We start from the raw sequence: 24,072 nt of genomic DNA, 5'->3' as shown, positions 1-24,072 counted from the left end.
CGATGGCTGACGCCCCCGGCAACAACAGCACCCGCGCCGTCCTCGTCGGCGTCGATTTCGGCGCCGTCGATTTCACGGCCAGCCTCGAAGAGCTGGGCTTGCTGGCCAGCTCTGCCGGCGCGGAACCGATCGACACGATTACCGCCAAGCGCAACGCCCCCGACCCGGCCTATTTCGTCGGCAGCGGCAAGGCCGACGAAATCGGCGTTGCCGCCAAGGCGCTTGGCGCGGAACTCGTCATCTTCAACCACGCTCTATCCCCGGCGCAGCAGCGTAACCTCGAGCGCCGCCTGGAATTGCGCATCATCGACCGTACCAGCCTGATCCTCGACATCTTCGCGCAGCGCGCCAAGAGCCACGAGGGCAAGCTCCAGGTCGAGCTGGCCCAGCTGCAGCACCTGGCCACGCGCCTGATCCGCGGCTGGACTCACCTGGAACGCCAGAAGGGCGGTATCGGCCTGCGCGGTCCTGGCGAAACCCAGCTCGAGACCGACCGCCGCCTGATCGGCGAGCGCGTGAAAGCCTTGCGCACCCGCCTGACCAAGCTCCGCAAGCAACACGAAACCCAGCGCCGCGCGCGCAACCGCAATGCCACTTTCTCGGTGTCGCTGGTCGGCTATACCAATGCCGGCAAGTCGACCCTGTTCAACACGCTGACCAAGGCCGGCGTCTATGTCGCGAACCAGCTGTTCGCCACGCTGGACACCACCAGCCGCCGCCTGTATCTCGGCGACGAGACCGGCAGCGTCGTCATCTCCGATACCGTCGGCTTCGTGCGCGAACTGCCCCACCAGCTGGTGGCCGCTTTCCGCGCGACGCTGGAAGAAACCATCCACGCCGACCTGCTCTTGCACGTGGTCGACGGTTCCTCGCCGACCCGCATGGAGCAGATCGAGCAGGTCAACGAGGTCTTGCGCGAAATCGGCGCCGACCACATTCCGCAAATCCTCGTATGGAACAAGATTGATGCGGCCGACCTTCAGCCTGGGGTCGAGCGTGATGAATATGATAAAATCAGCCGCGTTTTTATCAGCGCCAGGAGCGGCGCCGGCCTCGATTTGCTGCGCGATGCGATTGTCGAGGCGGCCAGCTCCGACCGCGGTCTGACCCCTAAAAACGAAGAGCAGGACGATGCAGCGCCGGACCTTTCGATGGACGACTTGTCCAGCGATGCCGGCGAAAGTAATCCAACCTCCACCCATGTCGGGCCCCACTAAAAGCCTATGCTCGTTTCTTTATTCAAGAAGTTCGGCGTCAAACTGTCGCTGAACGCGCGGTCTGCCGCACCATCGCGCTGGGGGAAAACTCCCCAGGGTGACCCCAAGGCCCAGGAGGGCCGCCGCCCGGGCGAAGGTCCGCCCGACCTCGATCAAATGTGGCGTGATTTCAATGCGCGCCTGAACCGCCTGTTCGGCAGCCGTGGCAATGGCGATGGCGGCGCACCGTACCGCAACGAAGGCCGGGGCGTCGGCATCACGGCGTCCGTCATCGGCTTCATCGTGCTCCTGATCTGGCTCGCCAGCGGCGCCTTCATCGTGCAGGAAGGGCAGGTCGGCGTGGTCACCACCTTCGGCCGCCTGTCCCACACCACCGGGGCCGGTTTCAACTGGCGCTGGCCGGCGCCGATCCAGTCGCACGAAACGGTCAACGTCTCGCAGGTGCGCACCGCCGAAATCGGCTACCGCGACAACGTGCGCAACAAGCAGGGCGCCGAGGCGCTGATGCTGACCGACGACGAAAACATCATCGACATCCAGTTCGCGGTGCAGTACACGCTGAAGGATCCGGTCGCCTGGGTCTTCAACAACCGCGACCAGGACCTGACGGTGCACCAGGTTGCCGAGACGGCGATCCGCGAAGTGGTCGGTAAAAGCAAGATGGACTTCGTGCTGTATGAAGGCCGCGAGAAGGTCGCCGTCGACGTCCACACGATGATGCAGAAGATCGTCGACCGCTACAACCTTGGCGTGTTGATCACGAACGTGACGATGCAGGCGGTGCAGCCGCCCGAGCAGGTGCAAAGCGCCTTTGATGACGCCGTGAAGGCCGGCCAGGACCGTGCCCGCGCCCGCAACGAAGGCGAAGCCTATGCCAACGACGTGATCCCGCGCGCACGCGGCGCCGCCTTCCGCCTGCTGCAGGATGCGGAAGCCTACCGTTCGATGGTGGTCGAAAACGCCACCGGTAACGCGGCGCGCTTCAACCAGGTGGTGGTGGAATACGCCAAGGCACCGGGCGTGACGCGCGACCGCATGTACATCGACACGATGCAGCAGATCTTCAGCAGCACCAGCAAGGTCATGGTCGATGCCAAGTCGGGTTCGAACCTGCTCTACCTGCCGCTCGATAAATTGATCGCCCAGGTTGCCGCCAACGACGCCGCCACCGGCAGCGCCCGTTCCGGTCCCGTGGCTGTGCCGCAGGAGGGGGCCAACGCCGCCACGCCGACGCAGGAAGTGATGCAAACCATTGAATCGGTGCGCCAGCGCGACAGCCGCAGCCGCGATTCCCAACGTGACCGGGAGAGCCGCTGATGAACCGCCTCGTAACCATTTTCGTGGCGGGCTTCATTGCCCTGATGCTGCTGTCCTCGACCGTCTTCGTGGTCGACCAGCGCCGCTTCGCCATCGTTTTCGCCCTGGGTGAAGTGCGCGAGGTGATTGCCGAGCCGGGCCTGCACTTCAAGCTGCCGCCGCCGTTCCAGAACGTGATCTATCTCGACAAGCGCATCCTGACGCTGGATACGCCGGATGCCGACCGCTTCATCACGGCCGAGAAGAAGAACATCCTGGTCGACGCCTTCGTCAAGTGGCGCATCGAACAGCCGCGCCTGTACTACGTCAGCTTCAACGGCGACGAGCGTGCTGCCGTGAACCGCATGTCGCAGATCGTCAAGGCTGCCCTGAACGACGAGATCACCAAGCGCACCGTGCGCGAAGTGATTTCCGGCGAGCGTGGCGCGGTGATGGACGCGGTGCGCAACAAGGTCATCGCCGAAGCCAGGCAGATCGGTGTCGGCATCGTCGACGTGCGCCTCAAGCGCGTGGACTACATCGACCAGATCAACGCCTCGGTCTACGACCGCATGCGCGCCGAGCGCGCCCGCGTGGCCAATGAACTGCGCTCGACCGGTTCGGCCGAATCGGAGCAGATCCGCGCCGACGCCGACCGCCAGCGCACCGTGATCCTGGCCGAAGCCTTCCGCGAAGCCGAGAAGATCAAGGGCGAGGGCGACGCCAGGGCGTCCGCGATCTATGCCGAATCCTTCGGCAAGAACCCCGAGTTCTACCGCTTCTACCGCTCCCTCGAAGCCTACCGCGCCAGCTTCAAGGCCCACGGCGACGTGATGGTGATCGACTCGAATTCGGAGTTCTTCAAGTACTTCAGGAACCAGGGCAGCAAATAAGCCGCCAGTGAGCAAAAAGCGCCGCGTACTCCGCGGCGTTTTTTTTGCGACCGAGCGATGGCCGCCGCGCCGCGTAGGGTAGGCGGGTTTCCCGCCTGCGCGTTCAACGGACAGATGAAGGATCGCAGACCGGTTGGCAGATGAAGAATCGCAGGCCGGTTGGCATACGGCTGTTGAACGCGTAGGCGGCATAGCCGACTACCCTACGGTAGAAGCGCCCGCAACGCGATCGATTATGTGCACCGCGCCGCGTAGGGTAGGCGGGTTTCCCGCCTACGCGTTCAACGGATAGATGAAGGATCGCAGAGCGGTTAGCAGATGAAGAATCGCAGAGCGGTTGGCATACGGCTGTTGAACGCGTAGGCGGCATGGCCGCCTACCCTACGCTAGAGGCGCCCGCAACGCGATCGATTATGTGCACCGCGCCGCGTAGGGTAGGCGGGTTTCCCGCCTACGCGTTCAACGGACAGTTGAAGGATCGCAGACCGGTTAGCAGATGAAGAATCGCAGAGCAGTTGGCATACGGCTGTTGAACGCGTAGGCGGCGCAGCCGCCTACCCTACGGTAGAAGCAGGGGCACGGCAGGGCGGGCACCGTAACTCGGGCATTTAGCCCGAGTTACCCCACGGGGAAGTCTGACCAGTGTTCGCGGTGTTTCGGCACAGTGTTGTCCCGACGAACAGGCTAACTCTGCGCATCAGACGCGCTAACAATTGTCATCGTTCCGCGTGGGCACGGAGTGCCCACCCTACCAAGTTCGAGTGGCAATCCGGCAACCTATTGCCCGATCAGCCATCATCCACCCCCTGTCCCGGCCCAATTTCAGGTAAAATTGCCGATTCGGCGCCCGCTTCGTACTGCACAGGCACGCGCCCTTGCTTTGTCTGTTGCTCCGTTCTTAACAATCCATTAGCTGTTGCCCATGCCGAACTGGCTTTTGCCTGAGAATATCGCCGACGTCCTGCCGTCCGAAGCGCGCAAGATCGAAGAGCTGCGCCGCCTGATGCTCGACGCCTTCCGCCTGTACGGCTACGAGCTCGTGATGCCGCCGCTGCTCGAATACGTCGAGTCGCTGCTGGCCGGCGCCGGGGAAGATACCGACCTGCGCACCTTCAAGCTGGTCGACCAGCTGTCCGGACGCCTGCTCGGCCTGCGCGCCGACATGACCACCCAGGTCGCGCGCATCGATGCCCACCTGCTCAACCGCGATTCCGTCACCCGCCTGTGCTACGCCGGCAGCGTGCTGCATACCCGTCCGTCGGGCTTGCACGCCACCCGCGAACCGATCCAGATCGGCGCCGAGATCTACGGCCACGCCGGCCTCGAGGCCGATGCCGAGATCCAGGAACTGGCCCTCGCGTCCGTCGCCCTGGCAGGCTTCCTCGACGTGCGCCTCGACATGGCCCACGTCGGCGTGCTGCGCGCACTGCTGAACGAAGACCCGCTGGCGAAAAAAGACGAAGCCCAGATCACGGCGCTGCTGCGCGCGAAAGACACGCCCGGCCTGGACGAACTGACCCGCGCCTATGCCCCGGCCACCCGCGCCGCGCTGCTGGCGCTGCCGAACCTGTATGGCGACGTCGACGTGCTGGCCCGCGCGAAAGAGGTGCTGCCTGCGCTGCCGGGCATTACCCGCGCGCTGGCCGAACTGGCGGCGCTGGCGGCCGGCGCCATTGGCCGCGCGCAAGTGGCCATCGACCTGGCCGACCTGCGCGGCTACCAGTACGAAAGCGGCGCCATGTTCGCCCTCTACGTGCCGGGCCTGCCGAACGCCGTGGCGCGTGGCGGCCGCTACGACCACGTGGGCGAAGCCTTCGGGCGCGCCCGTCCGGCCACCGGCTTCTCGCTGGACTTGCGCGAGCTCGCGCGCCTCCTGCCGACGGCCGAACGCAAGCATTCGATCCGCGCCCCCTGGGGCAATGCGCCGGAGCTGCGCGAAAAAATCGCTGACCTGCGCAAGGCAGGCGAAGTCGTGATCCAGTCCATGCCGGGTCACGATAATGTTCAGGACGAGTTCGAGTGCGACCGCGTGCTCGTCCTCGAAGATGGAAATTGGATTCTCAAAAACTTAGGTTAAGTGATGTCAAATACAAACGTGGCAAAGAACGTCGTTGTCATCGGCACCCAGTGGGGCGATGAAGGCAAGGGTAAGATCGTCGACTGGCTGACCGATCACGCAGCGGGCGTCGTCCGTTTCCAGGGCGGCCATAACGCCGGCCATACGCTGGTCATCAACGGCCACAAAACCGCGCTGCAGCTGATCCCGTCGGGCATCATGCGCGAAGGCGTGGCCTGCTACATCGGCAACGGCGTGGTGGCCTCGGTGCCCCACCTGATGCAGGAGATCGACAAGCTGGCCCTGGCGGGCGTCGAAGTCGTGTCGCGCCTGATGATTTCCGAAGCCTGCCCCGCGATCCTGCCCTACCACGTCGCCATCGACCAGGCACGTGAAGCCAAGCGCGGCGTCAACAAGATCGGCACCACCGGCAAGGGCATCGGCCCGGCCTACGAAGACAAGGTCGCCCGCCGTGCGATCCGCATCGCCGACCTGTTGAGTGAAGCTCGATTTGCCGAGAAGCTCAAGGAAAACCTCGAGTACCACAACTTCGTGCTGACCAACTACCTGGGCGGCGAAGCGATCGACTTCCAGAAGACCTTCGACGACGCGATGGCACTCGTGCCGCGCCTGCGTCCGATGGTCGGCGACGTGTCGTCCGCACTGTACGCGGCGCATAAAGCCGGCGGCAAGCTGCTGTTCGAAGGCGCGCAGGGTTCGCTGCTCGACGTCGACCACGGCACCTATCCGTTCGTCACCTCGTCGAACTGCGTGGCGGGCAACGCCGCCGCCGGCGCCGGCGTCGGTCCTGGCATGCTGCACTACATCATGGGCATCACCAAGGCCTATACGACGCGCGTCGGTTCGGGCCCGTTCCCGTCGGAACTGCCAACCGATGCCGGCGTGGGGCGAGCACCTCTCGCGCGTGGGCCACGAGTTCGGCACCGTCACCGGCCGCGCCCGCCGCTGCGGCTGGTTCGACGCCGCGCTGCTGCGCCGCTCGGTCCAGATCAATGGCGTGTCGGGCATGTGCCTGACCAAGCTTGACGTGCTGGACGGCATCGAGTCGCTGAAGCTGTGCACCGGCTACAAGATCGACGGCCGCGATGTCGATATCTTCCCGGTCGGCGCCGAAGAAGCCGCCGCCTGCGTGCCGGTCTACGAGGAAATGCCGGGCTGGACCGAATCGACCGTCGGCGCCAAGACGATGGAAGAGCTGCCGGCCAACGCCCGTGCCTACATCAAGCGCATCGAAGAACTGGTCGGCATCCCGGTCGACATGGTCTCGACCGGCCCGGACCGCGTGGAAACGATCGTGCTGCGTCATCCGTTCGCAGCTTAATACAACAGGGACCTCGATCAACCGTCGCGAGCGGCAGTCGAGGTTCCCATAATAGGAATAGCCTGAAATGAATACCCCTGCATCGACCGACAACGACCTCTGGGTTTCCTGGGACGAGTACAACCGCCTGGTCGAGCGCCTGGCGCTGCAAGTCTATGAGTCAAACTGGAAGTTCGACATGGTCCTGTGCCTGGCGCGCGGCGGCGTGCGTCCTGGCGACGTCATCTCGCGCATCTTCGACGTGCCGCTGGCGATCCTGTCGACCAGCTCCTACCGCGAAGAAGCCGGCACCAAGCAGGGCAACCTGGACATCGCCAAGTACATGACGATGACCAAGGGTCCGCTGGCCGGCCGCATCCTGCTGGTCGACGACCTGGCCGACTCCGGCGTGACCCTGCAGCGCGTACGCGAGCACCTGCAGACGAATTATCCGGAAGTGAGCGAAGTGCGCTCGGCCGTCATCTGGGTGAAAGGTACCTCGGCATTCAAGCCGGACTACCACCTGGAAGACCTGCCGCACAACCCGTGGATCCACCAGCCGTTCGAAGACTACGATGGCCTGCGTCCGCACCAGTTGTCGGCCTGGATGAAGAAGTTCGAGAAGTAATCGCCAGCGGCCGTCCATGCCGTGCATGAACGAGAAAGCCGGGGCATGCCCCGGCTTTTTTCATTCTTTCAAATGTAAAACGCGACCCATGCAGATCGGTTAAGATTGCAAAAATGCTTTCGAGCGCCTGACAAAACCTTCATGGCCGCGTTGCAGCGTCTCGCCGTACCGGCGTACTGTCTTCGCGGTCCGCCGATGCGGCGCTGCGCCTCGCCTTGGGGCCCCCGGCCTCTAGGCCCCTGAAGGCTTTGTCAGCCGCTCTTGATCGATAGTATTTCAGAACAATAAGAACCATGACCCAAAGCTTCTTCCAGACCTTCATCCTCCTGATCCTCGTCACTGATCCTTTCGGCAACGTTCCCTTGTTCGCTACCGCTCTCAAGGACACTCCGGTCCACCGCCGTCCGCGCATTGTCGTGCGCGAGTGCGCGATCGCCTTCCTGTTGCTGCTGGTCTTCATGTTCTTCGGCCAGCACTTCCTGGCCGCGCTGCACCTGACGCCGATCGCGCTGCGTATCGGCGGCGCCGTCATTCTCCTGATCATCGCGATCCGCATGATCTTTCCCCACCCTGATGGCGTGCTCGGGCGTAGCGAGCATGGCGAACCCTTCATCGTGCCGCTGGCCATTCCCGCGCTGGCGGGGCCCTCGGCGCTGGCGACCGTGCTGCTGTTCAGTTCCGGCAGTACCTCCGAAACGCTCGTGCACGTGGCGGCGCTGGCGGCCGTGGGCGTGGTCTGGCTGGCCGTGTTCCTCAGTGCCGAACGCCTGCAGCAGAAGCTGGGGCCCCAGGTGATGACGGCCTTCGAGCGCCTGATGGGCCTGATCCTGACGGCGATGTCGGTCGAGATGCTGCTCGGTGGCATACGCGAATTCGTAAAGACCCTTTGAGATGAACGAAGCGCACCGCGGCGGCGCCGGCCCTGGCACACAGGGCGATACCTCTCCTGCGTCGCCGATGTTCCTCAGCGGCGGCGGGCAGATGGGCGCCCTGATGCGTGCGCATGACTGGTCCGCCTCGCCCCTGGGCGTACCCTCCGGCTGGCCGCAGGCCCTGCGTACGGTCGTGTCGCTGATGCTGAACTCGAAGTTTCCGATGTTCTGCGCCTGGGGCGAAAAGCTGGCCTTCCTCTACAACGACGCCTACATCGATGTACTGGGTGGCAAGCACCCGGCCGCGCTGGGCGAGCCGTTCGGGGACATCTGGGCTGAAATCTGGGCCGAGCTCGAGCCGTTGAGCCAACGCGCACTGGACGGCGAGGCGACCTATTTCGAAAAACTCCCGCTGCTGATGCGTCGTCATGGCTATGACGAGCAGACCTGGTTCACGTTTTCCTATTCCCCTGTGCGCAACGACGATGGCGCCATCGCCGGCGTGTATTGCGCCTGCGTCGAGGTCACCGGCCAGGTGCACGCGGAGCGCTACCGCGACGAAGAGAACAAACGGCTCGTCACCCTGTTCGAGCAGGCGCCAGGCATCATCGCCGTGCTGCGCGGCCCTGAACATGTGTTCGAGATCACCAACAAAAGTTACATGCAGCTGATCGGGCGGACCGACCTGGTCGGCAAGACCGCGCGCGAGGCCCTGCCTTACGTCGAAGGGCAGGGCTTCTTCGAGCTGCTCGACCACGTCTACAGTTCCGGCAAGCCTTTCGTCGGCCATGCGGTGCCTTTCGACCTGGCGCGCGAACCGGGCGGGCCGCTCGAACGCCGCTACCTCGATTTCATCTACCAGCCGATCCGCGATCCGCAGGGCCAGGTCGTCGGCATCTTCGTCGAAGGCAGCGACGTCACCCCGCGCAAGCAGATCGAGGACGAGCTGCGCGCCGCCAACCGCCAGAAGGACCAGTTCCTGGCGATGCTGGCGCACGAGCTGCGCAATCCGCTGGCGCCGATCACGACGGCCGCCCACCTGCTCAAGATGGGCACGCTCGAGCCGGGCGCCGTGCGCAATGCCAGCGAAATCATCGCGCGCCAGGCCGAGCACATGACCGATCTCGTCAACGACCTGCTGGACGTCTCGCGCGTCACCCGCGGCCTGGTCGAGCTGGAAAAGGAAGAGCTGGACGTGAACGCCGTCGTCTCCGGCGCCGTGGAGCAGGCGCGCCCGCTGATCGAAGGGCGCCGCCATGCGCTGACGCTCCAGCTGTCGGGCGAGCCGGTGCACGTGCTGGGCGACCGCACGCGCCTGGTGCAGGTGCTGTCGAACGTGCTCAACAATGCTGCCAAGTACACGCCCGTGGGCGGCCAGATTTCGCTGCGCGTCGACGCCCTCGATACCGAGGTGGTCGTCACGGTGCGCGACAACGGGATCGGTATCGAGCCCGACGTGCTGCCCTACATCTTCGACCTGTTCACCCAGGCCGAGCGCACGCCCGACCGCTCGCAAGGCGGCCTGGGGATCGGCCTGGCACTGGTCAGAGCCTGGTGGCGCTGCACGGCGGCAGCGTGGGCGTGCGCAGCGAGGCGCCGGGGCAGGGCAGCGAATTCGAGGTCCGCCTGCGGCGCCTGGACCGGGATCCGCTCGCGCTCCCGCTGGCCGAAGGCGGCAGCGATGCGCCCAGGATCGCGCCCCTGCGCGTCATGGTGGTCGACGACAACCAGGACGCGGCGCAGATGCTGGCAACCCTGCTCGAAGTGCAGGGCCATGCGGTGTCGGTCGCCTACGACGGCCAGAGCGCGCTGCGGCATGCGCGCATCGAGCGCCCGCAAGTCATGCTGCTCGATATCGGCCTGCCCGATACCGACGGCTATGCGCTGGCGCGCCAGTTGCGCGCCATTCCCGAACTGGCCTCGGCGACCCTGGTGGCGCTGACTGGTTACGGGCAGCAGGAGGACCGCCGCCTGGCCGAGGAAGCGGGTTTCAATCATCACCTGGTCAAGCCGGCCGACCTGGCCCAGGTGAGCGAGATCCTCGCCACCGCCCAGCGTTCCCGCCGCTGAGCTTGTGCGAACCGCCCGAGTAGGGAATACTGCCTGCACAGCCATTATTGCCCGGCAGCAGCCGGTGGCTGACTCCCCGCTTTACTCTATGAAGGTACAACGATGAAACACGCATTCCTCGGGCTCGGCCTGATCCTCGGCCTTGGCCTCGCCGGCGGCGCAATCGCCGTCACCAAACCCGCCACCGCTACCGCCACCAAGGCACCCGCCGCCAACGCGCAGGGTCTTCGGAAGATCGATACCGTCGTCGGCAAGGGCAAGGAAGCCGTCGCCGGCAAGACCGTCACTGTCAACTACACCGGCTACCTGTACGCGCCAAAATCGCCGAAAGGCCACGGTCCGCAATTCGACACCTCGGTCGGCAACGCGCCGTTCACCTTCCCGCTTGGCATGGGGACCGTCATCAAGGGCTGGGACCAGGGCGTCGTCGGCATGAAGGTCGGCGGCAAGCGCACCCTGATCATCCCGGCGGAACTGGGCTACGGCGCGCGTGGCGCCGGTCCGATCCCGCCGAATTCCAACCTCATCTTCGACGTCGAACTCCTCGACGTACAGTAAAGGCCTGCCTGCCGGGGCGCCCGCCCTGGCCCTGCAAAGCACTTCGACATCCCGGCTCGAACGGGGTGTCGAAAATCCTTACATCCGACACCTGATCCCCCTGTGTTAGCTATCTAACATATTGAATTTATGCATTATTTTCCCTCTGGCATAGTTACTGCTTTGTAAGGTCCTGCACGGAAGACGGAAATGCCCGTGAAGAGAGACCTCACATAAAAGGAAAAGAAATGTTGAATCGGAAATTGTCGCTGAAAAAAGTCGCAGGCAGCATCATCGTCATCGGTATGGCATTCGGTACGGGTTCGGCGCAGGCGTCGATCGCCGGCATGCCTGGTGCGATCATCACCCCGGCCATCACCTCGGGTGCACTGCCAGACAGCCCGACCAACCGCATCGATCCGAACGTGCCGTCGTCGAAGTTCTCCGGCGTCGTCAGCATCAATATCCGTTACGACGGCCAATCCTACATCTGCTCGGGCGCCCTGGTAGGCAAGCGCCAGGTCGTCTCGGCCGGCCACTGCGTCGACACCGATGGCAACGGCACCTTCGTCGACCTGAATAAGCCGGGTACCGACGTGCGCGTCGTCTTCAACAGCAACGGCAGTGTCAACGCCCTGATCAACGCCACCAGGGTGGACGTGCACCAGGAATACAAAGGCTTCGGCAACTGCCCGGCCGGCGTCGACAGCTTCTGCGTCAACGACGACGTCGCCGTGCTGACCCTGGGTGAAGACGCCCCGGCCAGCGCCAAAATCTACAAGGTCGCCGTGAACCCGCTCAACGCCGGCACCCACATCACCATGGCCGGCTACGGCACCTCGGGCGACGGCGTCAACGGCTACTACATCGGCCCGGACTTCACCGTCAAGCGCAGCGGCGAAAACTACGTCGACCTGTTCGATGGGGACGACGAGCAAGGCTTCGCAGGCCAGCGCGAAGTCTTCTACGCCGACTTCGACGGCGCAGGCATCGACACCTTCTGCGACGACTTCGGCGTTTGCACCCCGGTGCTGCCGAACGACCGCGAAGCCGGCATCGGCGGCGGCGATTCGGGCGGCCCATCCTTCGTCGAAATGTACGGCGAACTGATGCTGGTGGCGAACAACACCTTCAGCGGCCGCTTCGGCGACCAGGTCCCCGGTACCTTCGGCACCTACTTCGGCGGCATCATCATGGGTTCGTACAAGGACTTCCTGTACAACGCCACCGGCGGCAACATCACCATGGTCCCGGAACCAACCAGCATCGCACTGCTGGGCCTGGGCGGCCTGATGTTCGGCGCCAGCCGTCGTCGCAAGCAGAAGTAATCCTGCGGCGCTGCGGCGCATAGCACGACAAGAAACGGCCTAAGGGCCGTTTCTTGTTTTTGGGTTGCCCGCAAGCTGCCCGCAAGCTGCCCGCAAGCTGCCCGCAAGCTGCCCGCAAGCTGCCCGCAAGCCGTGCGGAGCTGCGGGCGGGCCTCGTTGTATGCTAAGGACATTGGCCACCTGACAAGCAAGCGCATGAGAACCTGGAGAATTGCAATCGAAAAAGCGGCACTCGACCGCAACTGCGAAGGCGCCCGCGCCAGTGGCGGCCACTGGCATAGCGAAGGGCAGCCGGCCCTGTACGCCGCCATGACCGTCGAGCTGGCCGTACTGGAAAAGTTCGTCCACACCGAGGAAGTCGACGAGGAACCGCTGGTGCTGGTCGCCATCGACTTGCCGGACGATCCCGCACTCTGCCTCGACGTGCCGCGCGAGGACTTGCCCGAAGGCTGGGACAGTCTTGATGACGGCGGCAGCGCCACCGCCTTCGGTACCGCTTTTCTCAAGAAGCGCGAATACCTTTACATGCGTGTGCCATCGGTGATCGTGGGCGAGGGCGTCAACGTCGTGATCAACCCGGCGCACCATGCGTACGAGCACGTAAAGCTGAGCATTGCGCGCAGCTTCAGGTTCGATCCGCGAATGTTCAAGCGCTGAGGACGCATCGCCGATCGCGCACTGGCACGACGATGCGCCGATGCCTCAAGCCGCGTCGATCGTTTGCTGCAGTGCCCGCTGCATCCTGATTGCGTCCTCCGTCAGCGTCGCGTAAATCTGCTGCCACTCGCTCTCGGCTGCCTTCCAGGAAGCGTCCACATAATGGCGGATGAAGACTGCGCGCCGTCCATCGACCTCGTCCCAGTGCAAGGACTCTCCGAAAGCCGTTTCGATAGCGTCGGCATCCTTCCAGAACAGTGTGCGAAGCGCGCGCACCCGCTCTTCGCTGTGCGAAATTTCGAGTTCGATGACGATGCGGTCGCCCTTGTCGAGGAAGCCGAACAGCAGCCCTGGTTTGCCGGCATTGGCGTTGAATCCGCGGCCATGCGCGGCTCTCTTGGACGCAAAGAGACCCATTCGGGGCTTGACGTAGTCGAGCAGGCCTGCGAAGAAGTGCTCGCGGTTGCCAAGGCGTTCGCTGCGCTGTTCTCGCTCGGCCTGTTCCTTGGCGCGAATCTTCGTTTGGTAATCGGACGATTCCGGCAATGGAATGATCTGTTGAATGTCGATGAACAAGCGCCCGTCGGCGGACCGATAAGGCTTCATGCGAATGCAGCGAATGTTGAGCTTGCGTTCGTTCAGCCATAAGGCAGTCGACGTGACTTCCCTGGAAAAATCGGGACCCGCGAGAACGATATGCACGTCCTGCGCAAATGCTTCTTCGTCCGCTTCGGTCCAGTCCAGGAATTGCAGGATTGCCGCCCTGGCGGCATCCGCAGGGTGTCCATTGGCCCGGAGATAATGCGCATGCCCGTCCACGAGTTGCTCGAAAGTCATGGCCGACACCATGGCAGCGTAACGGATCGCCTGCAGATCCATATGCCCGCCGTCCCGGGTGCGTTTGATTTCGACCACGACCAGGTTCGCTTCCTTGTCCAGGCAAAGCAGGTCGATACGCCGCTGGCTGTCCACCCAGTTGCCATACTCCTCGGCCACGACCATGAGATCGGGCGACAGGATACCGATGCTGTGCCTTAAATGGTGTTGCAGCTCCCGTTCATAAATGCCTTCGGCGTGGAAGTCCGCTTCGGCGAGTGGTGCGAGTCGTTGATTGTCGAGTTCGAAAATGGCCATGCGTATTGGGTGAGGGTGGTTTCGGACAATTGTCGGTCTACGCATTCGCCCTGGCAAGTAGTGAAAGCCGCGAAGGAAAACGGGCGAGTAACAATCCAGCTATCCAAAGATACGCCCAGCCGGCTTCGTCCTGCATCTCGCTACCTGTTTCGGTAGATCCTGCGCGCCACTATCTAGAAACTACGCGCAATTTTCCACACCAGGATGAGTAGCGCAGCAAAGACCACGGAGACCAGTAACCGGGTGAAAAACAAACGCGTGAGGCGTTGTTGCCCATTGTGAGGAGCGTCTTCCGGCAAGAAAAGCGGCACGAGATTCGTCAGGAAAATGATGCCGAATAGGAGAAATGGGGAGACTGATATTTCTTTTGGAAACATCAGCGGGATCAAAGCCGAGGTCAGCGCAACCGTCAGGGCGACGGCCATTGCATCGAGGGCATACGGCTTCTTTTCGCGATCGCTCATCGATCACTCCTGTGCACATCGATTCATCCGATCGGGCCTATTCATCTCGTCAGGTGTCGCAGCCGACGTCGACGGTTCCCGCAGTCTCATCGTATGCGCACTGGCGGGGTCTGTCACGGCCCATTGGCGAAAAAAAACGGCGCCGCAGCGCCGTCCTGGAATACCGGGCTTACTTGCCCAGCATTGACACCACGTTGTCCGCCCCCGGCGCCCCGAAAGCCTGCTGCTTGAGGACATGCAGCTGGTCGCGCACCTGCGCCGCCTTTTCGAACTCGAGGTTCTTGGCATGGTCGACCATGAGCTTCTCGAGGCGCTTGATCTCCTTGCTGATCTGCTTCTCGCTCATCGATTCGACCTTCGCCGCGGCCGCCGCTTCTTCCAGGTTCTGCGCACCCTCGAGCATGGCCTTCTGCGCGGCATTGCTGTAGACGCCGTCGATCAGCTCCTTGATCTTCTTCTGCACACCCACCGGCGTGATGCCGTTGGCCGCATTGAAGGCGATCTGCTTGGCGCGGCGGCGTTCGGTTTCGTCAATGGCGCGACGCATCGAATCGGTCACGTGATCGGCATACAGGATCGCCACGCCGTTCAGGTTACGCGCCGCGCGGCCGATGGTCTGGATCAGCGAGCGTTCCGAACGCAGGAAGCCTTCCTTGTCGGCGTCGAGGATGGCCACCAGCGACACTTCCGGCAAGTCCAGGCCTTCGCGCAGCAGGTTAATACCGATCAGCACATCAAACGTACCGAGGCGCAGGTCGCGCAGGATTTCCACCCGCTCGACTGTCTCGATATCGCTGTGCAGGTAGCGCACCTTGATGCCGTGGTCGCTCAGGTACTCGGTCAACTGCTCGGCCATGCGCTTGGTCAGCGTCGTCACCAGCACGCGCTCGTTCTTCTTGATGCGGTCGTTGATCTCGCTCATCAGGTCGTCCACCTGCGACAGGGCAGGGCGCACGATGATGATCGGGTCGACCAGGCCGGTCGGGCGCACCACCTGCTCGACGACGTTGTCCGCATGCGAGTTCTCGTAATCGGCCGGCGTGGCCGAGACGAAAATCGTCTGGCGCATCTTGCCTTCGAATTCCTCGAATTTCAGCGGCCGGTTGTCCAGCGCCGACGGCAGGCGGAAGCCGTAGTCGACCAGGTTGGTCTTGCGCGAACGGTCGCCGTTGTACATGGCCGACAGCTGGCCGACCAGCACGTGCGACTCGTCCATGAACATCAGCGCATCCTTCGGCAGGTAATCGACCAGCGTCGGCGGCGGTTCGCCCGGCATCGCGCCCGACAGGTGGCGCGAATAGTTCTCGATGCCTTTCGTGAAGCCGATTTCGGCCATCATTTCGAGGTCGAAGCGGGTGCGCTGTTCCAGGCGCTGCTCCTCGATCAGCTTGTTCTGCTGGCGGAATTCTTCCAGCCGGTCTTTCAGCTCGGCCTTGATCGATTCGATCGCGCGCAGGACCGTCGAGCGCGGCGTCACGTAGTGCGAACCCGGATACACCGTAAAGCGCGGGATCTTCTGGCGCACGCGGCCCGTCAGCGGGTCGAACAACTGCAGCGATTCGATTTCGTCGTCGAACATTTCGACACGAATCGCCAGTTCCGCGTGCTCGGCCGGGAAGATGTCGATGGTGTCGCCGCGCACGCGGAAGGTGCCGCGGCCGAAGTCCATCTCGTTGCGCGAATACTGCATCTGGATCAGGCGCGCGATGATGTCGCGCTGTGCCACTTTATCCTTGTGGCGCAGCGTCAGGATCATCTTGTGGTATTCGTTCGGATTACCGATACCGTAGATGGCCGAGACTGTGGCGACGATCACCACGTCGCGCCGTTCCATCAGGGATTTGGTGCACGACAGGCGCATCTGTTCGATGTGCTCGTTGATCGACGAGTCCTTTTCGATGAACAGGTCGCGCTGGGGCACATAGGCTTCCGGCTGGTAGTAATCGTAATAGGACACGAAATACTCGACCGCATTCTGCGGGAAGAATTCGCGGAACTCCGAATACAGCTGGGCCGCCAGGGTCTTGTTCGGCGCGAACACGATCGCCGGACGGCCGGCACGGGCAATCACGTTGGCCATCGTGTACGTCTTGCCGGAACCGGTCACGCCCAGCAGGGTCTGGTACATCAGGCCGTCTTCGATGCCTTCGACCAGGCCTTCGATTGCCGTCGGCTGGTCGCCCGCCGGTGGGAAAGGCTGGTGCAGCTTGAAGGGCGAATTCGGGTAGGTGATCACAGTCGGTTCCGGACCGGTTGCGATGGATATATCAGCCATGTTGTCAGACCTTTGCTAGAATGGGAGTCCGCCTGCGGCACTGCAACATCTCTGCTGCTGTTCTATACAACTGCTGCGAACCCACCGACAATTCAGTTTATCACGATGACTTCCACAGCCTCCGCCAGCCTCTTCAGCGCCATCGACATGGCCCCGCGCGACCCGATCCTGGGCATCACCGAAGCATTCAACGCCGATACCAATCCGGCCAAGATCAACCTGGGTGTCGGCGTGTACTACGACGATAATGGCAAGGTGCCTCTGCTGCAGTGCGTGCAGAAGGCGGAAGCGAAATTGATGGAGCAGCTGTCGCCGCGCACCTATCTGCCGATCGACGGCCTGGCTGCGTATGACAAGGCTGTGCAAGAACTCGTATTTGGGGCCGACAGCGCCGTAATTCAAGAGAAGCGTGCGATTACCGTGCAGGCCATCGGCGGCACCGGCGCCCTGAAAATCGGCGCCGATTTCCTCAAGCGTTTCGCGCCGGACGCCGAAGTGTTCATCAGCGACCCGAGCTGGGAAAACCACCGCGCGCTGTTCGAGTCGGCAGGTTTCATCGTCAACAACTATACCTATTACGACCCGGCTACCCACGGTGTGGATTTCGAGGGCATGCTGGCCTCCCTGCGCAAGATGGATGCGGGTTCCATCGTCGTTCTCCACGCCTGCTGCCATAACCCGACCGGCGCCGACCTCACGCAAGAGCAGTGGGGCCAGGTAATCGAGGCGGTCAAGCAGGGCGGCCTGGTTCCCTTCCTCGACATGGCTTACCAGGGCTTCGGCGCCGGCATCGCGCAGGACGGCGCCGTCGTGCGCCGTTTCGTCGACGCGGGCGGGCCGCTGCTGGTATCGAACTCGTTCTCGAAATCGTTTTCGCTGTACGGCGAGCGCGTCGGCGCGCTGTCGGTGGTCGCGGCCAGCAGCGAAGAAGCGGGGCGCCTGCTGTCGCAGCTGAAGCGCGTGGTGCGCACCAATTACTCGAACCCGCCTATCCACGGCGGCAAGGTCGTGGCAACGGTCCTGTCAACGCCGGAACTGCGCCAGCTGTGGGAAGACGAACTGGCCGGCATGCGCGTGCGCATCAAGGAAATGCGCGAGGCGCTGGTGCAGAAGCTGGCAGAGAAAGCCCCTGGCCGCGACTTCGCCTTCGTGCGCGAGCAGGTCGGCATGTTTTCGTATTCGGGCCTGACGAAAGAGCAGGTCGGACAACTCCGCGAGGAGTCGATCTATGCGGTGGACACGGGCCGCATCTGCGTGGCCGCGCTGAATTCGAAAAACATCGATCTCGTCGTTGACGCCATCGCCAAAGTCCTCTAAAATCTTGGCTCTTCGAACTTGAACGCAAGTTTGAATCGAAGAGCAAGCAATTCCCTGATAGCTCAGTCGGTAGAGCGACGGACTGTTAATCCGCAGGTCCCTGGTTCGAGTCCAGGTCGGGGAGCCAGAATACGAAAAAAGCGTCGAGCAATCGGCGCTTTTTTTTCGTCCCCGTGCAGCGTGCATGTTTCATCGGGCTGCCCTTGCTTTCACGACAAAGTTTCGTGCAGCCCTTGCGCAATACGGCTGAGCAGCTATAATGCCTACCTCAATTCCCTGATAGCTCAGTCGGTAGAGCGACGGACTGTTAATCCGCAGGTCCCTGGTTCGAGTCCAGGTCGGGGAGCCAGAATACGAAGTCGAAAAAAAGGGCCGCGTTCATCACGCGGCCCTTTTTTCGTTGAGCTTCACGCAGGGCAGGGTTTCTCATTTCGCTCCTTCCAGGCTTGCCCGCAGTCGCACGGCAACGCCGCGCAAGAGCAGGTCCTCGCCGGTGTCCTGGGCATGCAGTTCGTTCGCCCGGATTGCCGCCGGCCAGCGCTTGAGCCGGTCGTCGTCCGGAGTGCTGCCAACGGGCTCGGTTCCTCCTGCGCTGCGGTAGTCGGCACGGGTCGCGTTGGCAATCCGCGCGATCCGGCGGCTATCGCGTACCGGGGCGCGCGCCGCGTGTTCCATCGCTTCCACGGTCAGCTGCCGATCGGTAAAGTTGAGCCGGTCCGTGCTCTGGATCGTGGTGCCGTCGCGAAACTCGAGATACACCGGATCTTCGCCGGTGCCGCCGGCGTCGCGCTTGCGCTCGATGACAAAACCGGCGACCGGAAACTGGCCGCCATTCTGCTTGACGATCATGGACGCCAGGTAGCGGCCACAACCGGCATGGCCCGCCAGCTTGACGTGGCTGCACGCGTCCCGCACCCGCAAGGCGATATTGTCCGCCGAAGGATTGAGCAGGTAGACGAGGGCCCCCAGCGTCTTGCCGCCGCTCGTGACACCGTACCGGCAGCGCGTCACATTGCGGCCTTCGTAACCGGGCCAATCCCTCAGCGGGCGCGGATCGCATGCGGCCGACAGGTAGCGCGCCGCGGGCAGCCGTTTCGCCAGCACGGCCAGGGCCGCGTCATGTGCGCTGGAGGATGGCGGCGGCGTGGCTGCGGCGGCTTCGCCGCGGGCACTGGAATAGCGCAGCAGGGAACTGTCCGGGAGGGCGCCGAGCCGGGGTGCCGGTAATTGCCTGCCAGGCGCAGCACCTTGGCGGGGTAGTCGGGAAAGGGGTTGTAGCCGGCCGCCGCGATGCCCTTCACCCACGTGCCCACGGCATCGGGCGCATCCACGCCTGCCGCCTTGTCGGCGTGGTAGCGGGCGGTAATGCCGCGGTACCTGTCGTTCGTCCTCAAGCGCTCCGCCACGAAGGACAGTGCGTCGGTACGGTCGCGAAAGACGATGTAGCGCTTGTTCTTGTCGAAGGCCGGCTGACACTGCAGTGTCCAGCTGGCACGGCCACCGGCCGCAGCCGGGGACACGAACTTCCAGCCGAACAGGTTATTGGCAAAGACGGCTGTCCGCGTCCAGCCAAAGCCGGACTCGAGCGCGCTCATCGCCAGCAGCCCGGCCGCCGGTGGGCCGCCCTTTGCCTCGGCGGCGACTGCGGCAGGAGCGAGCTCGGCAATGAATGCGTCTTTCTCGCCCATGCTGGGGTGCTTCGGCATGGCGTCATAACAACCCCAGGCGGGATTGTCGACGTCGGGTGGCGCGGCGCTGGCAAGGCCCGGGCAACACAACAGGGGCAACAGGGCAAGGACACTGCTTGACGCTGGGTGAACGTTCATGGTCGTCTCCTCGGTCAGGAAGCCCGGCGCTCTATCGGCCTTGCGCGTACTGCGACTCTAACAAAGCCCCGCATGACGGGCAAAAGTTGAATTTTCGTACAGGACTCGCCAAACGCCACGCCACCCGCTATAATGTTGCCTCAATTCCCTGATAGCTCAGTCGGTAGAGCGACGGACTGTTAATCCGCAGGTCCCTGGTTCGAGTCCAGGTCGGGGAGCCAGAATATGTAGTAAGCAGAAGGCCACGTGAAAACGTGGCCTTTTGTTTTTTCAGCGCCAGCAAGACCGTGGTTGACGTAGGGTGGACTCCTGAGTCCACGCGCTTGTACGGTTGCGTTTCGGGCCAGGCCTACGCCCCGTCGCACTGGTCGAGCGGGCTGCTTCTTTGCCTCAGCCAACACTGATTACCCGGCGAAACGGCGTGGACTCAGGAGTCCACCCTACGGTTGCCGTCAAGCCGGCATCAACCCGCTTGCAGCCTCCACGCCTTCCCTCGCCAGCGGCGACAGCCTGTCGAACCATGGCGCCGCGCCTTCCAGCTGGTGCGCCAGCTGCAAGAGGGTGTCTTCGCTGCCGAAACGCCCGACGAACTGCACGCCCAGCGGCAGCCCGTCGGCCGTCCAATGCAGCGGCACCGACATCGCCGGCGTGCCGGTCAGGTTCGCCAGCTGGGTGAAGGGCACATAGCGCAGGCTGTCGCGCGCGATCTTGTCGACCGTGCCTTCGAGCAGGCCCGGCGCGCCAGGATGCCGAACAGGCCGCTGCGCTCGAGCAGGTCGAGCACGAACTGTTCGCCCTTGCCCGGGTCGCCCTGGCCGTGGCGGATCGGCGGATGCGCCAGCGTGGGCGTGAGCAGCAGGTCGTAGCGCGCGTGGAAGCGCGCCAGCGCCCGCGCAAAACCGTTCCAGTGCGCCATCTCCATCGTCAGCCGCCCCGCCGAGACGCTGCCGCCGAGCGTCGCCAGCAGCCGGCTCATCAGTTCAATATCGCGCGGCCGCGCGCCCAGTGCACGGCCGCGCGCGACCATCGCCGGCACCTGGCCGAAATACACGTGCAGGAAACTCTGCGCCAGCGCCGCGCCGTCGACGTCGGGCGCCGCCTCCTCGACCTCATGGCCCAGTCCGCGCAGCAGCAGCACGGTGCGCTCGACCGCGGCGACTGCCTCCGGATGGACCTCGGTGCCGATCGGCGAGACGGTGGAAAAGCCGATGCGCAGCTTGCCGGGGGCGCGCAACATCAGCTCGCGATACGGCGCAGAGGGTGCGGCGATATCGAAAGGGTCACCCGGCTCGCGGCCTGCCAGATGTCCAGCGCCAGCGCCGAATCGCGCACGCTGCGCGACAACACGCCTTCGCTGGACGCGCCGAACCAGACTTCGCCGATGGCAGGCCCGGAGGACACCCGTCCACGCGAAGGGCGCAGGCCAAACAGGCCGCAGCAGGCCGCCGGGATGCGGATCGAGCCGCCGCCGTCGTTGCCGGCCGCCATGGGCACGATGCCCGCCGCCACCGCCGCGGTCGCGCCGCCGCTGGAGCCGCCCGGCGTATGGCCGAGGTGCTGGGATTGCTGGCGCGGCCGTACAGCGCCGGATCGGTAACGGCTTTCAGGGCGAATTCGGGCAGGTTGGTCTTGCCGAAGATGACGAGGCCGGCCTCCAGGTAGCGCCGTACGACGGCGGCATGCTCGGCCGGCACATAGCCCTGCATCGAGCGGCTGCCGAAACTGGTCGGCACGCCCGCGTAATCCTGGACGCCATCCTTGATCAGGAAGGGGACCCCGGCTAGACGCCCGGAGAGAGGACGGGCAAGCTGCGCGCGCGCCTGCGGTTCGAGCGAGCGTACGAGGGCATTGACGCGCCCGTGCACCCGCGCGTGCTGCGCCAGTGCCAGGTCCAGCAGTTCGGTAGCGCTGGTCTCGCCGCGCGCCACCAGCTGGGCGAGGGCGGTGGCGTCGTGTTGCAGGTAATCGGAAAAGTTCATGCGCAGTCCAGGAAGGCGAAGCGCCCAGCATGCGCACTGCGGTACGGGCTTGTCAAGCTGGAATCAAATCTGTCATTTCCGGCTCTTCTTGCTGTTGGAAGTGCAGGTACGCGCATAGAAGTCGGGCGGCTTCTTTGCCACCCAGGCGATGAAGGCGCGGATGTCCTCGTGGCCGCGCAGCGCCTCCCAGGTATGGTAGGTGCGCAGCAGTTCGCGCTCGGTGAAGGCCGAGTGGATCTTGCGGTGGCAGATCTTATGGATCGGGAACTGTTCCTTGCCCTTGAAGGTCTTGGGAACCAGGTGGTGGCGGTCGATGTTGACCTTCCCCAGTTCACGCCCGCACAAGGGGCACAATGGATCCTGCACGGAATGCCTCGCTTCGCCGGATGGCCTGTCAATACGGATGGGCCGTAGATGGAGGCGCGGGCCGGACTATCAAGCGAAATCGTGAAATTGATGAAATAGCCGTTAACATTGGTGTAGAATAAATTTTTTACAAAATGCAAGCAGGCGCCGTCGGCAACGACGGATGAGACTCCCACTTCCATGATCGAAAACGCTTCCCATCCCTGTTCGATCCTGCTGATCGATGACGAGCCGTTTGCCCAGCAGATCATCGAGCACGGGCTGAAGACCTGCGTGAAGCATGTCTTGCGCTACGAGTCGAGCCCGGCACGCGCGGTCGACCTGGCGCGCGAGCTCAACGTCACGGTGGTGCTGGTCGACCTGCGCATGCCCGACCTCGACGGCTTCGAGTTCACGCGGCGCCTGCGCGCCGTACGCGAGACCGAACACATCCCCGTCATCATGCTGTCCTCCGAAGACGATCCGGAGATCAAGGCGATGGCCTTTGCGGCCGGCGTCAACGACTACATGGTCAAGTGGCCCGATCCGCGCGAACTCGTCGCCCGGGTGCAGTACCACAGCGATGCCTGCGTGGCCCGGCGCGAGCGCGACACGGCGTTTGCCTCGCTGCGCGTGAGCCAGCAGCAGCTGGCCGCCAGCGAATCGGCGCTGCACCAGGCCCAGAAGATGGAAGCGATCGGCCAGCTGACCGGCGGCGTCGCCCACGATTTCAACAACGTCCTGCAAATCATCGGCGGCAACCTGCAACTGCTGAAACTGGTCGGCAACCTGAACGATGCCGCGCGCACCCGCGTCGAGATGGCGCTCGCTGGTGTCGAGCGCGGTGCCAAGTTGTCCTCGCACCTGCTGGCCTTCGCGCGGCGCCAGCCGCTGCAGGCGATCGTGCTCAACCCGGGACACCTGTTGCGCGAGATGGACGACATGATGCGCCGCGTCATCGGCCCGAGCGCGCGCGTCCTCACCGACATCGACCCGAGCCTGTGGAGCACCACGGCCGACCCCAACCAGCTCAACAACGTGCTGCTGAACCTGGCCATCAACGCGCGCGACGCCATGGCGGGCGTAGGCACCCTCACGATCCGCGCCCGCAATGTCGACGCCCATTGCGCCGACCGCCACGGGACACTGCCAGTGGGCGACTATGTCATGCTGGAAGTGGCCGATACCGGCCGCGGCATGGCGCCGGAAGTGCTGCAGCGCGCCTTCGAACCTTTTTTCACCACCAAGCCGGTGGGACAGGGCACGGGCCTGGGCCTGTCGATGGCCTATGGTTTCGTCAAGCAGTCAGGGGGCGAGATCGTGCTCGACAGCGAGGTCGGGCGCGGCACCAGCGTGCGCATCTACCTGCCGCGCAGCGCAACCGAGGCCGCCGAGCCCGAGGTGCATGCCGACCTGCCGCTCTACGGCGGGCTGGAGACGATCCTGGTGGTGGAAGACGAGGAAGACGTGCGCAACGCGACCTGCGCGATCCTGTCCGCGCTCGGCTACGACGTGCTGCAGGCGGGCGACGCCGCCGCCGCCGCGGCGATCATCGAGAGCGGGCGCCATATCGACCTGGTGTTCACCGACGTGATCATGCCCGGACCGATGAGCAGTACTGAACTGGCGGACGTGCTGCATCGGCATTTGCCGGCAGCGCAGATCCTGTATACCTCGGGCTACGCGGAAGGGGTGCTGGCGCACGAGGGCAAGCTCGACGCCTCGGTGCACCTGCTGCAGAAGCCCTATCATCCGGACGCGCTCAGCGCGCGCATCCGCCACCTGCTGCGCCGCAACCGCAAGGTCGATGCGGGCGGCGCTACAGCCCAGCCCGCGCAGACGTCGTGATCGCCGGCC

The 24,072-nt window shown here is 63.9% G+C and carries 20 protein-coding genes, 3 tRNA genes and 3 pseudogenes; 17 read left to right on the top strand and 9 right to left on the bottom strand.

Annotation, left to right across the window (positions count from 1 at the left end):
• Window positions 1–2 precede the first annotated feature (2 nt).
• From hflX to G4G28_RS17175, 12 genes and pseudogenes are all read left to right on the top strand, one after another.
• A complete protein-coding gene (hflX, locus tag G4G28_RS17230) occupies window positions 3–1,217 on the top strand; it encodes a GTPase HflX (RefSeq protein ID WP_182989204.1) in 1,215 nt (404 codons plus the stop codon).
• A gap of 6 nt (window positions 1,218–1,223) precedes the next feature.
• Window positions 1,224–2,534 carry an FtsH protease activity modulator HflK gene (gene hflK, locus G4G28_RS17225; RefSeq protein WP_182989203.1) on the top strand — a complete coding sequence of 437 codons (1,311 nt, stop codon included), beginning with the start codon at window positions 1,224–1,226 and terminating at the stop codon, window positions 2,532–2,534.
• Complete coding sequence (hflC, locus tag G4G28_RS17220) at window positions 2,534–3,406, top strand: protease modulator HflC (RefSeq protein ID WP_182989202.1); 873 nt, start codon at window positions 2,534–2,536, stop codon at window positions 3,404–3,406. The genes hflK and hflC overlap by 1 nt, the downstream gene beginning before the upstream one ends.
• 922 nt (window positions 3,407–4,328) lie before the next feature.
• The gene (locus G4G28_RS17215; RefSeq protein ID WP_182989201.1) at window positions 4,329–5,483 is read left to right on the top strand and encodes an ATP phosphoribosyltransferase regulatory subunit; all 1,155 of its coding nucleotides are present in this window, start codon (window positions 4,329–4,331) and stop codon (window positions 5,481–5,483) included.
• A gap of 3 nt (window positions 5,484–5,486) precedes the next feature.
• Window positions 5,487–6,804: pseudogene (locus G4G28_RS17210) on the top strand (adenylosuccinate synthase).
• 67 nt (window positions 6,805–6,871) lie between these two features.
• The gene (locus G4G28_RS17205; protein ID WP_182989200.1) at window positions 6,872–7,411 is read left to right on the top strand and encodes a phosphoribosyltransferase; all 540 of its coding nucleotides are present in this window, start codon (window positions 6,872–6,874) and stop codon (window positions 7,409–7,411) included.
• Window positions 7,412–7,704: 293 nt separating this feature from the next.
• Window positions 7,705–8,301 (top strand): MarC family protein, encoded by a 597-nt coding sequence (locus G4G28_RS17200; protein ID WP_182989199.1) that lies wholly within the window; start codon window positions 7,705–7,707, stop codon window positions 8,299–8,301.
• A 1-nt stretch (window position 8,302) separates the two neighbouring features.
• Window positions 8,303–9,784 (top strand): annotated as a pseudogene (locus G4G28_RS17195) (PAS domain-containing protein); the annotation flags it as partial.
• 209 nt (window positions 9,785–9,993) lie between these two features.
• Window positions 9,994–10,353: a response regulator gene (locus G4G28_RS17190; protein WP_308600881.1), complete on the top strand. Its 360-nt coding sequence runs from the start codon at window positions 9,994–9,996 to the stop codon at window positions 10,351–10,353.
• A gap of 102 nt (window positions 10,354–10,455) precedes the next feature.
• A complete protein-coding gene (locus G4G28_RS17185; RefSeq protein ID WP_182989197.1) occupies window positions 10,456–10,911 on the top strand; it encodes an FKBP-type peptidyl-prolyl cis-trans isomerase in 456 nt (151 codons plus the stop codon).
• Between the two features lie 227 nt (window positions 10,912–11,138).
• Complete coding sequence (locus G4G28_RS17180; protein ID WP_182989196.1) at window positions 11,139–12,218, top strand: serine protease; 1,080 nt, start codon at window positions 11,139–11,141, stop codon at window positions 12,216–12,218.
• Window positions 12,219–12,413: 195 nt separating this feature from the next.
• Window positions 12,414–12,875 carry an RES family NAD+ phosphorylase gene (locus G4G28_RS17175; protein WP_182989195.1) on the top strand — a complete coding sequence of 154 codons (462 nt, stop codon included), beginning with the start codon at window positions 12,414–12,416 and terminating at the stop codon, window positions 12,873–12,875.
• A 45-nt stretch (window positions 12,876–12,920) separates the two neighbouring features.
• Here G4G28_RS17175 and G4G28_RS17170 read toward each other — a convergent pair whose 3' ends face one another.
• The 3 genes from G4G28_RS17170 to uvrB all read right to left on the bottom strand — a co-directional run bounded on the left by G4G28_RS17170 (window position 12,921) and on the right by uvrB (window position 16,748).
• Window positions 12,921–14,009: a DUF4268 domain-containing protein gene (locus G4G28_RS17170; protein WP_182989194.1), complete on the bottom strand. Its 1,089-nt coding sequence runs from the start codon at window positions 14,007–14,009 to the stop codon at window positions 12,921–12,923.
• Window positions 14,010–14,182: 173 nt separating this feature from the next.
• Complete coding sequence (locus G4G28_RS17165; protein WP_182989193.1) at window positions 14,183–14,473, bottom strand: hypothetical protein; 291 nt, start codon at window positions 14,471–14,473, stop codon at window positions 14,183–14,185.
• 169 nt (window positions 14,474–14,642) lie between these two features.
• Window positions 14,643–16,748 carry an excinuclease ABC subunit UvrB gene (gene uvrB, locus G4G28_RS17160; protein ID WP_229425157.1) on the bottom strand — a complete coding sequence of 702 codons (2,106 nt, stop codon included), beginning with the start codon at window positions 16,746–16,748 and terminating at the stop codon, window positions 14,643–14,645.
• Window positions 16,749–16,853: 105 nt separating this feature from the next.
• Here uvrB and G4G28_RS17155 point away from each other — a divergent pair, with 105 nt between their 5' ends.
• The 3 genes from G4G28_RS17155 (at window position 16,854) to G4G28_RS17145 (ending at window position 18,414) form a co-directional block, all read left to right on the top strand.
• Window positions 16,854–18,065, top strand: coding sequence for an amino acid aminotransferase (locus tag G4G28_RS17155; RefSeq protein ID WP_182989192.1), 1,212 nt, complete (start codon window positions 16,854–16,856; stop codon window positions 18,063–18,065).
• A 51-nt stretch (window positions 18,066–18,116) separates the two neighbouring features.
• Window positions 18,117–18,192 (top strand) — tRNA-Asn (locus G4G28_RS17150).
• Window positions 18,193–18,338: 146 nt separating this feature from the next.
• Window positions 18,339–18,414: transfer RNA gene (locus G4G28_RS17145), tRNA-Asn, on the top strand.
• Window positions 18,415–18,491: 77 nt separating this feature from the next.
• Here the strand turns inward: G4G28_RS17145 and G4G28_RS17140 are convergent.
• Complete coding sequence (locus G4G28_RS17140) at window positions 18,492–19,169, bottom strand: hypothetical protein (protein WP_183107634.1); 678 nt, start codon at window positions 19,167–19,169, stop codon at window positions 18,492–18,494.
• On the bottom strand, window positions 19,106–19,891 hold the full coding sequence (locus G4G28_RS17135; RefSeq protein ID WP_183107633.1) for a glucosaminidase domain-containing protein: 786 nt from the start codon (window positions 19,889–19,891) through the stop codon (window positions 19,106–19,108). The genes G4G28_RS17140 and G4G28_RS17135 overlap by 64 nt, the downstream gene beginning before the upstream one ends.
• 145 nt (window positions 19,892–20,036) lie before the next feature.
• On the opposite strand from G4G28_RS17135, the gene G4G28_RS17130 reads away from it, so the two are divergent.
• A tRNA-Asn gene (locus G4G28_RS17130) sits at window positions 20,037–20,112 on the top strand.
• Window positions 20,113–20,343: 231 nt separating this feature from the next.
• On the opposite strand, the gene G4G28_RS27635 is transcribed toward G4G28_RS17130, so the two are convergent.
• The 4 genes and pseudogenes from G4G28_RS27635 to G4G28_RS17120 all read right to left on the bottom strand — a co-directional run bounded on the left by G4G28_RS27635 (window position 20,344) and on the right by G4G28_RS17120 (window position 22,236).
• Complete coding sequence (locus tag G4G28_RS27635) at window positions 20,344–20,574, bottom strand: amidase family protein (RefSeq protein WP_267873679.1); 231 nt, start codon at window positions 20,572–20,574, stop codon at window positions 20,344–20,346.
• Window positions 20,547–21,128, bottom strand: a complete 582-nt coding sequence (locus tag G4G28_RS27630) for an amidase family protein (protein WP_267875251.1) — start codon at window positions 21,126–21,128, stop codon at window positions 20,547–20,549. Before G4G28_RS27630 ends, G4G28_RS27635 begins: the two co-directional genes overlap by 28 nt.
• Window positions 21,128–21,870: pseudogene (locus tag G4G28_RS27625) on the bottom strand (amidase). The gene G4G28_RS27630 and the pseudogene G4G28_RS27625 overlap by 1 nt, the downstream one beginning before the upstream one ends.
• A 72-nt stretch (window positions 21,871–21,942) precedes the next feature.
• The gene (locus G4G28_RS17120) at window positions 21,943–22,236 is read right to left on the bottom strand and encodes a hypothetical protein (protein ID WP_182989189.1); all 294 of its coding nucleotides are present in this window, start codon (window positions 22,234–22,236) and stop codon (window positions 21,943–21,945) included.
• Between the two features lie 180 nt (window positions 22,237–22,416).
• Between G4G28_RS17120 and G4G28_RS17115 the strand changes: the two genes are divergently transcribed.
• A complete protein-coding gene (locus G4G28_RS17115; RefSeq protein WP_183107632.1) occupies window positions 22,417–24,063 on the top strand; it encodes a response regulator in 1,647 nt (548 codons plus the stop codon).
• Window positions 24,064–24,072: the final 9 nt, after the last annotated feature.

Origin of the sequence: Massilia sp. Dwa41.01b, from assembly GCF_014171775.1 — a bacterium.
Lineage (GTDB): Bacteria > Pseudomonadota > Gammaproteobacteria > Burkholderiales > Burkholderiaceae_D > Telluria.
This window is presented reverse-complemented; position numbering and strand designations above follow the sequence as displayed.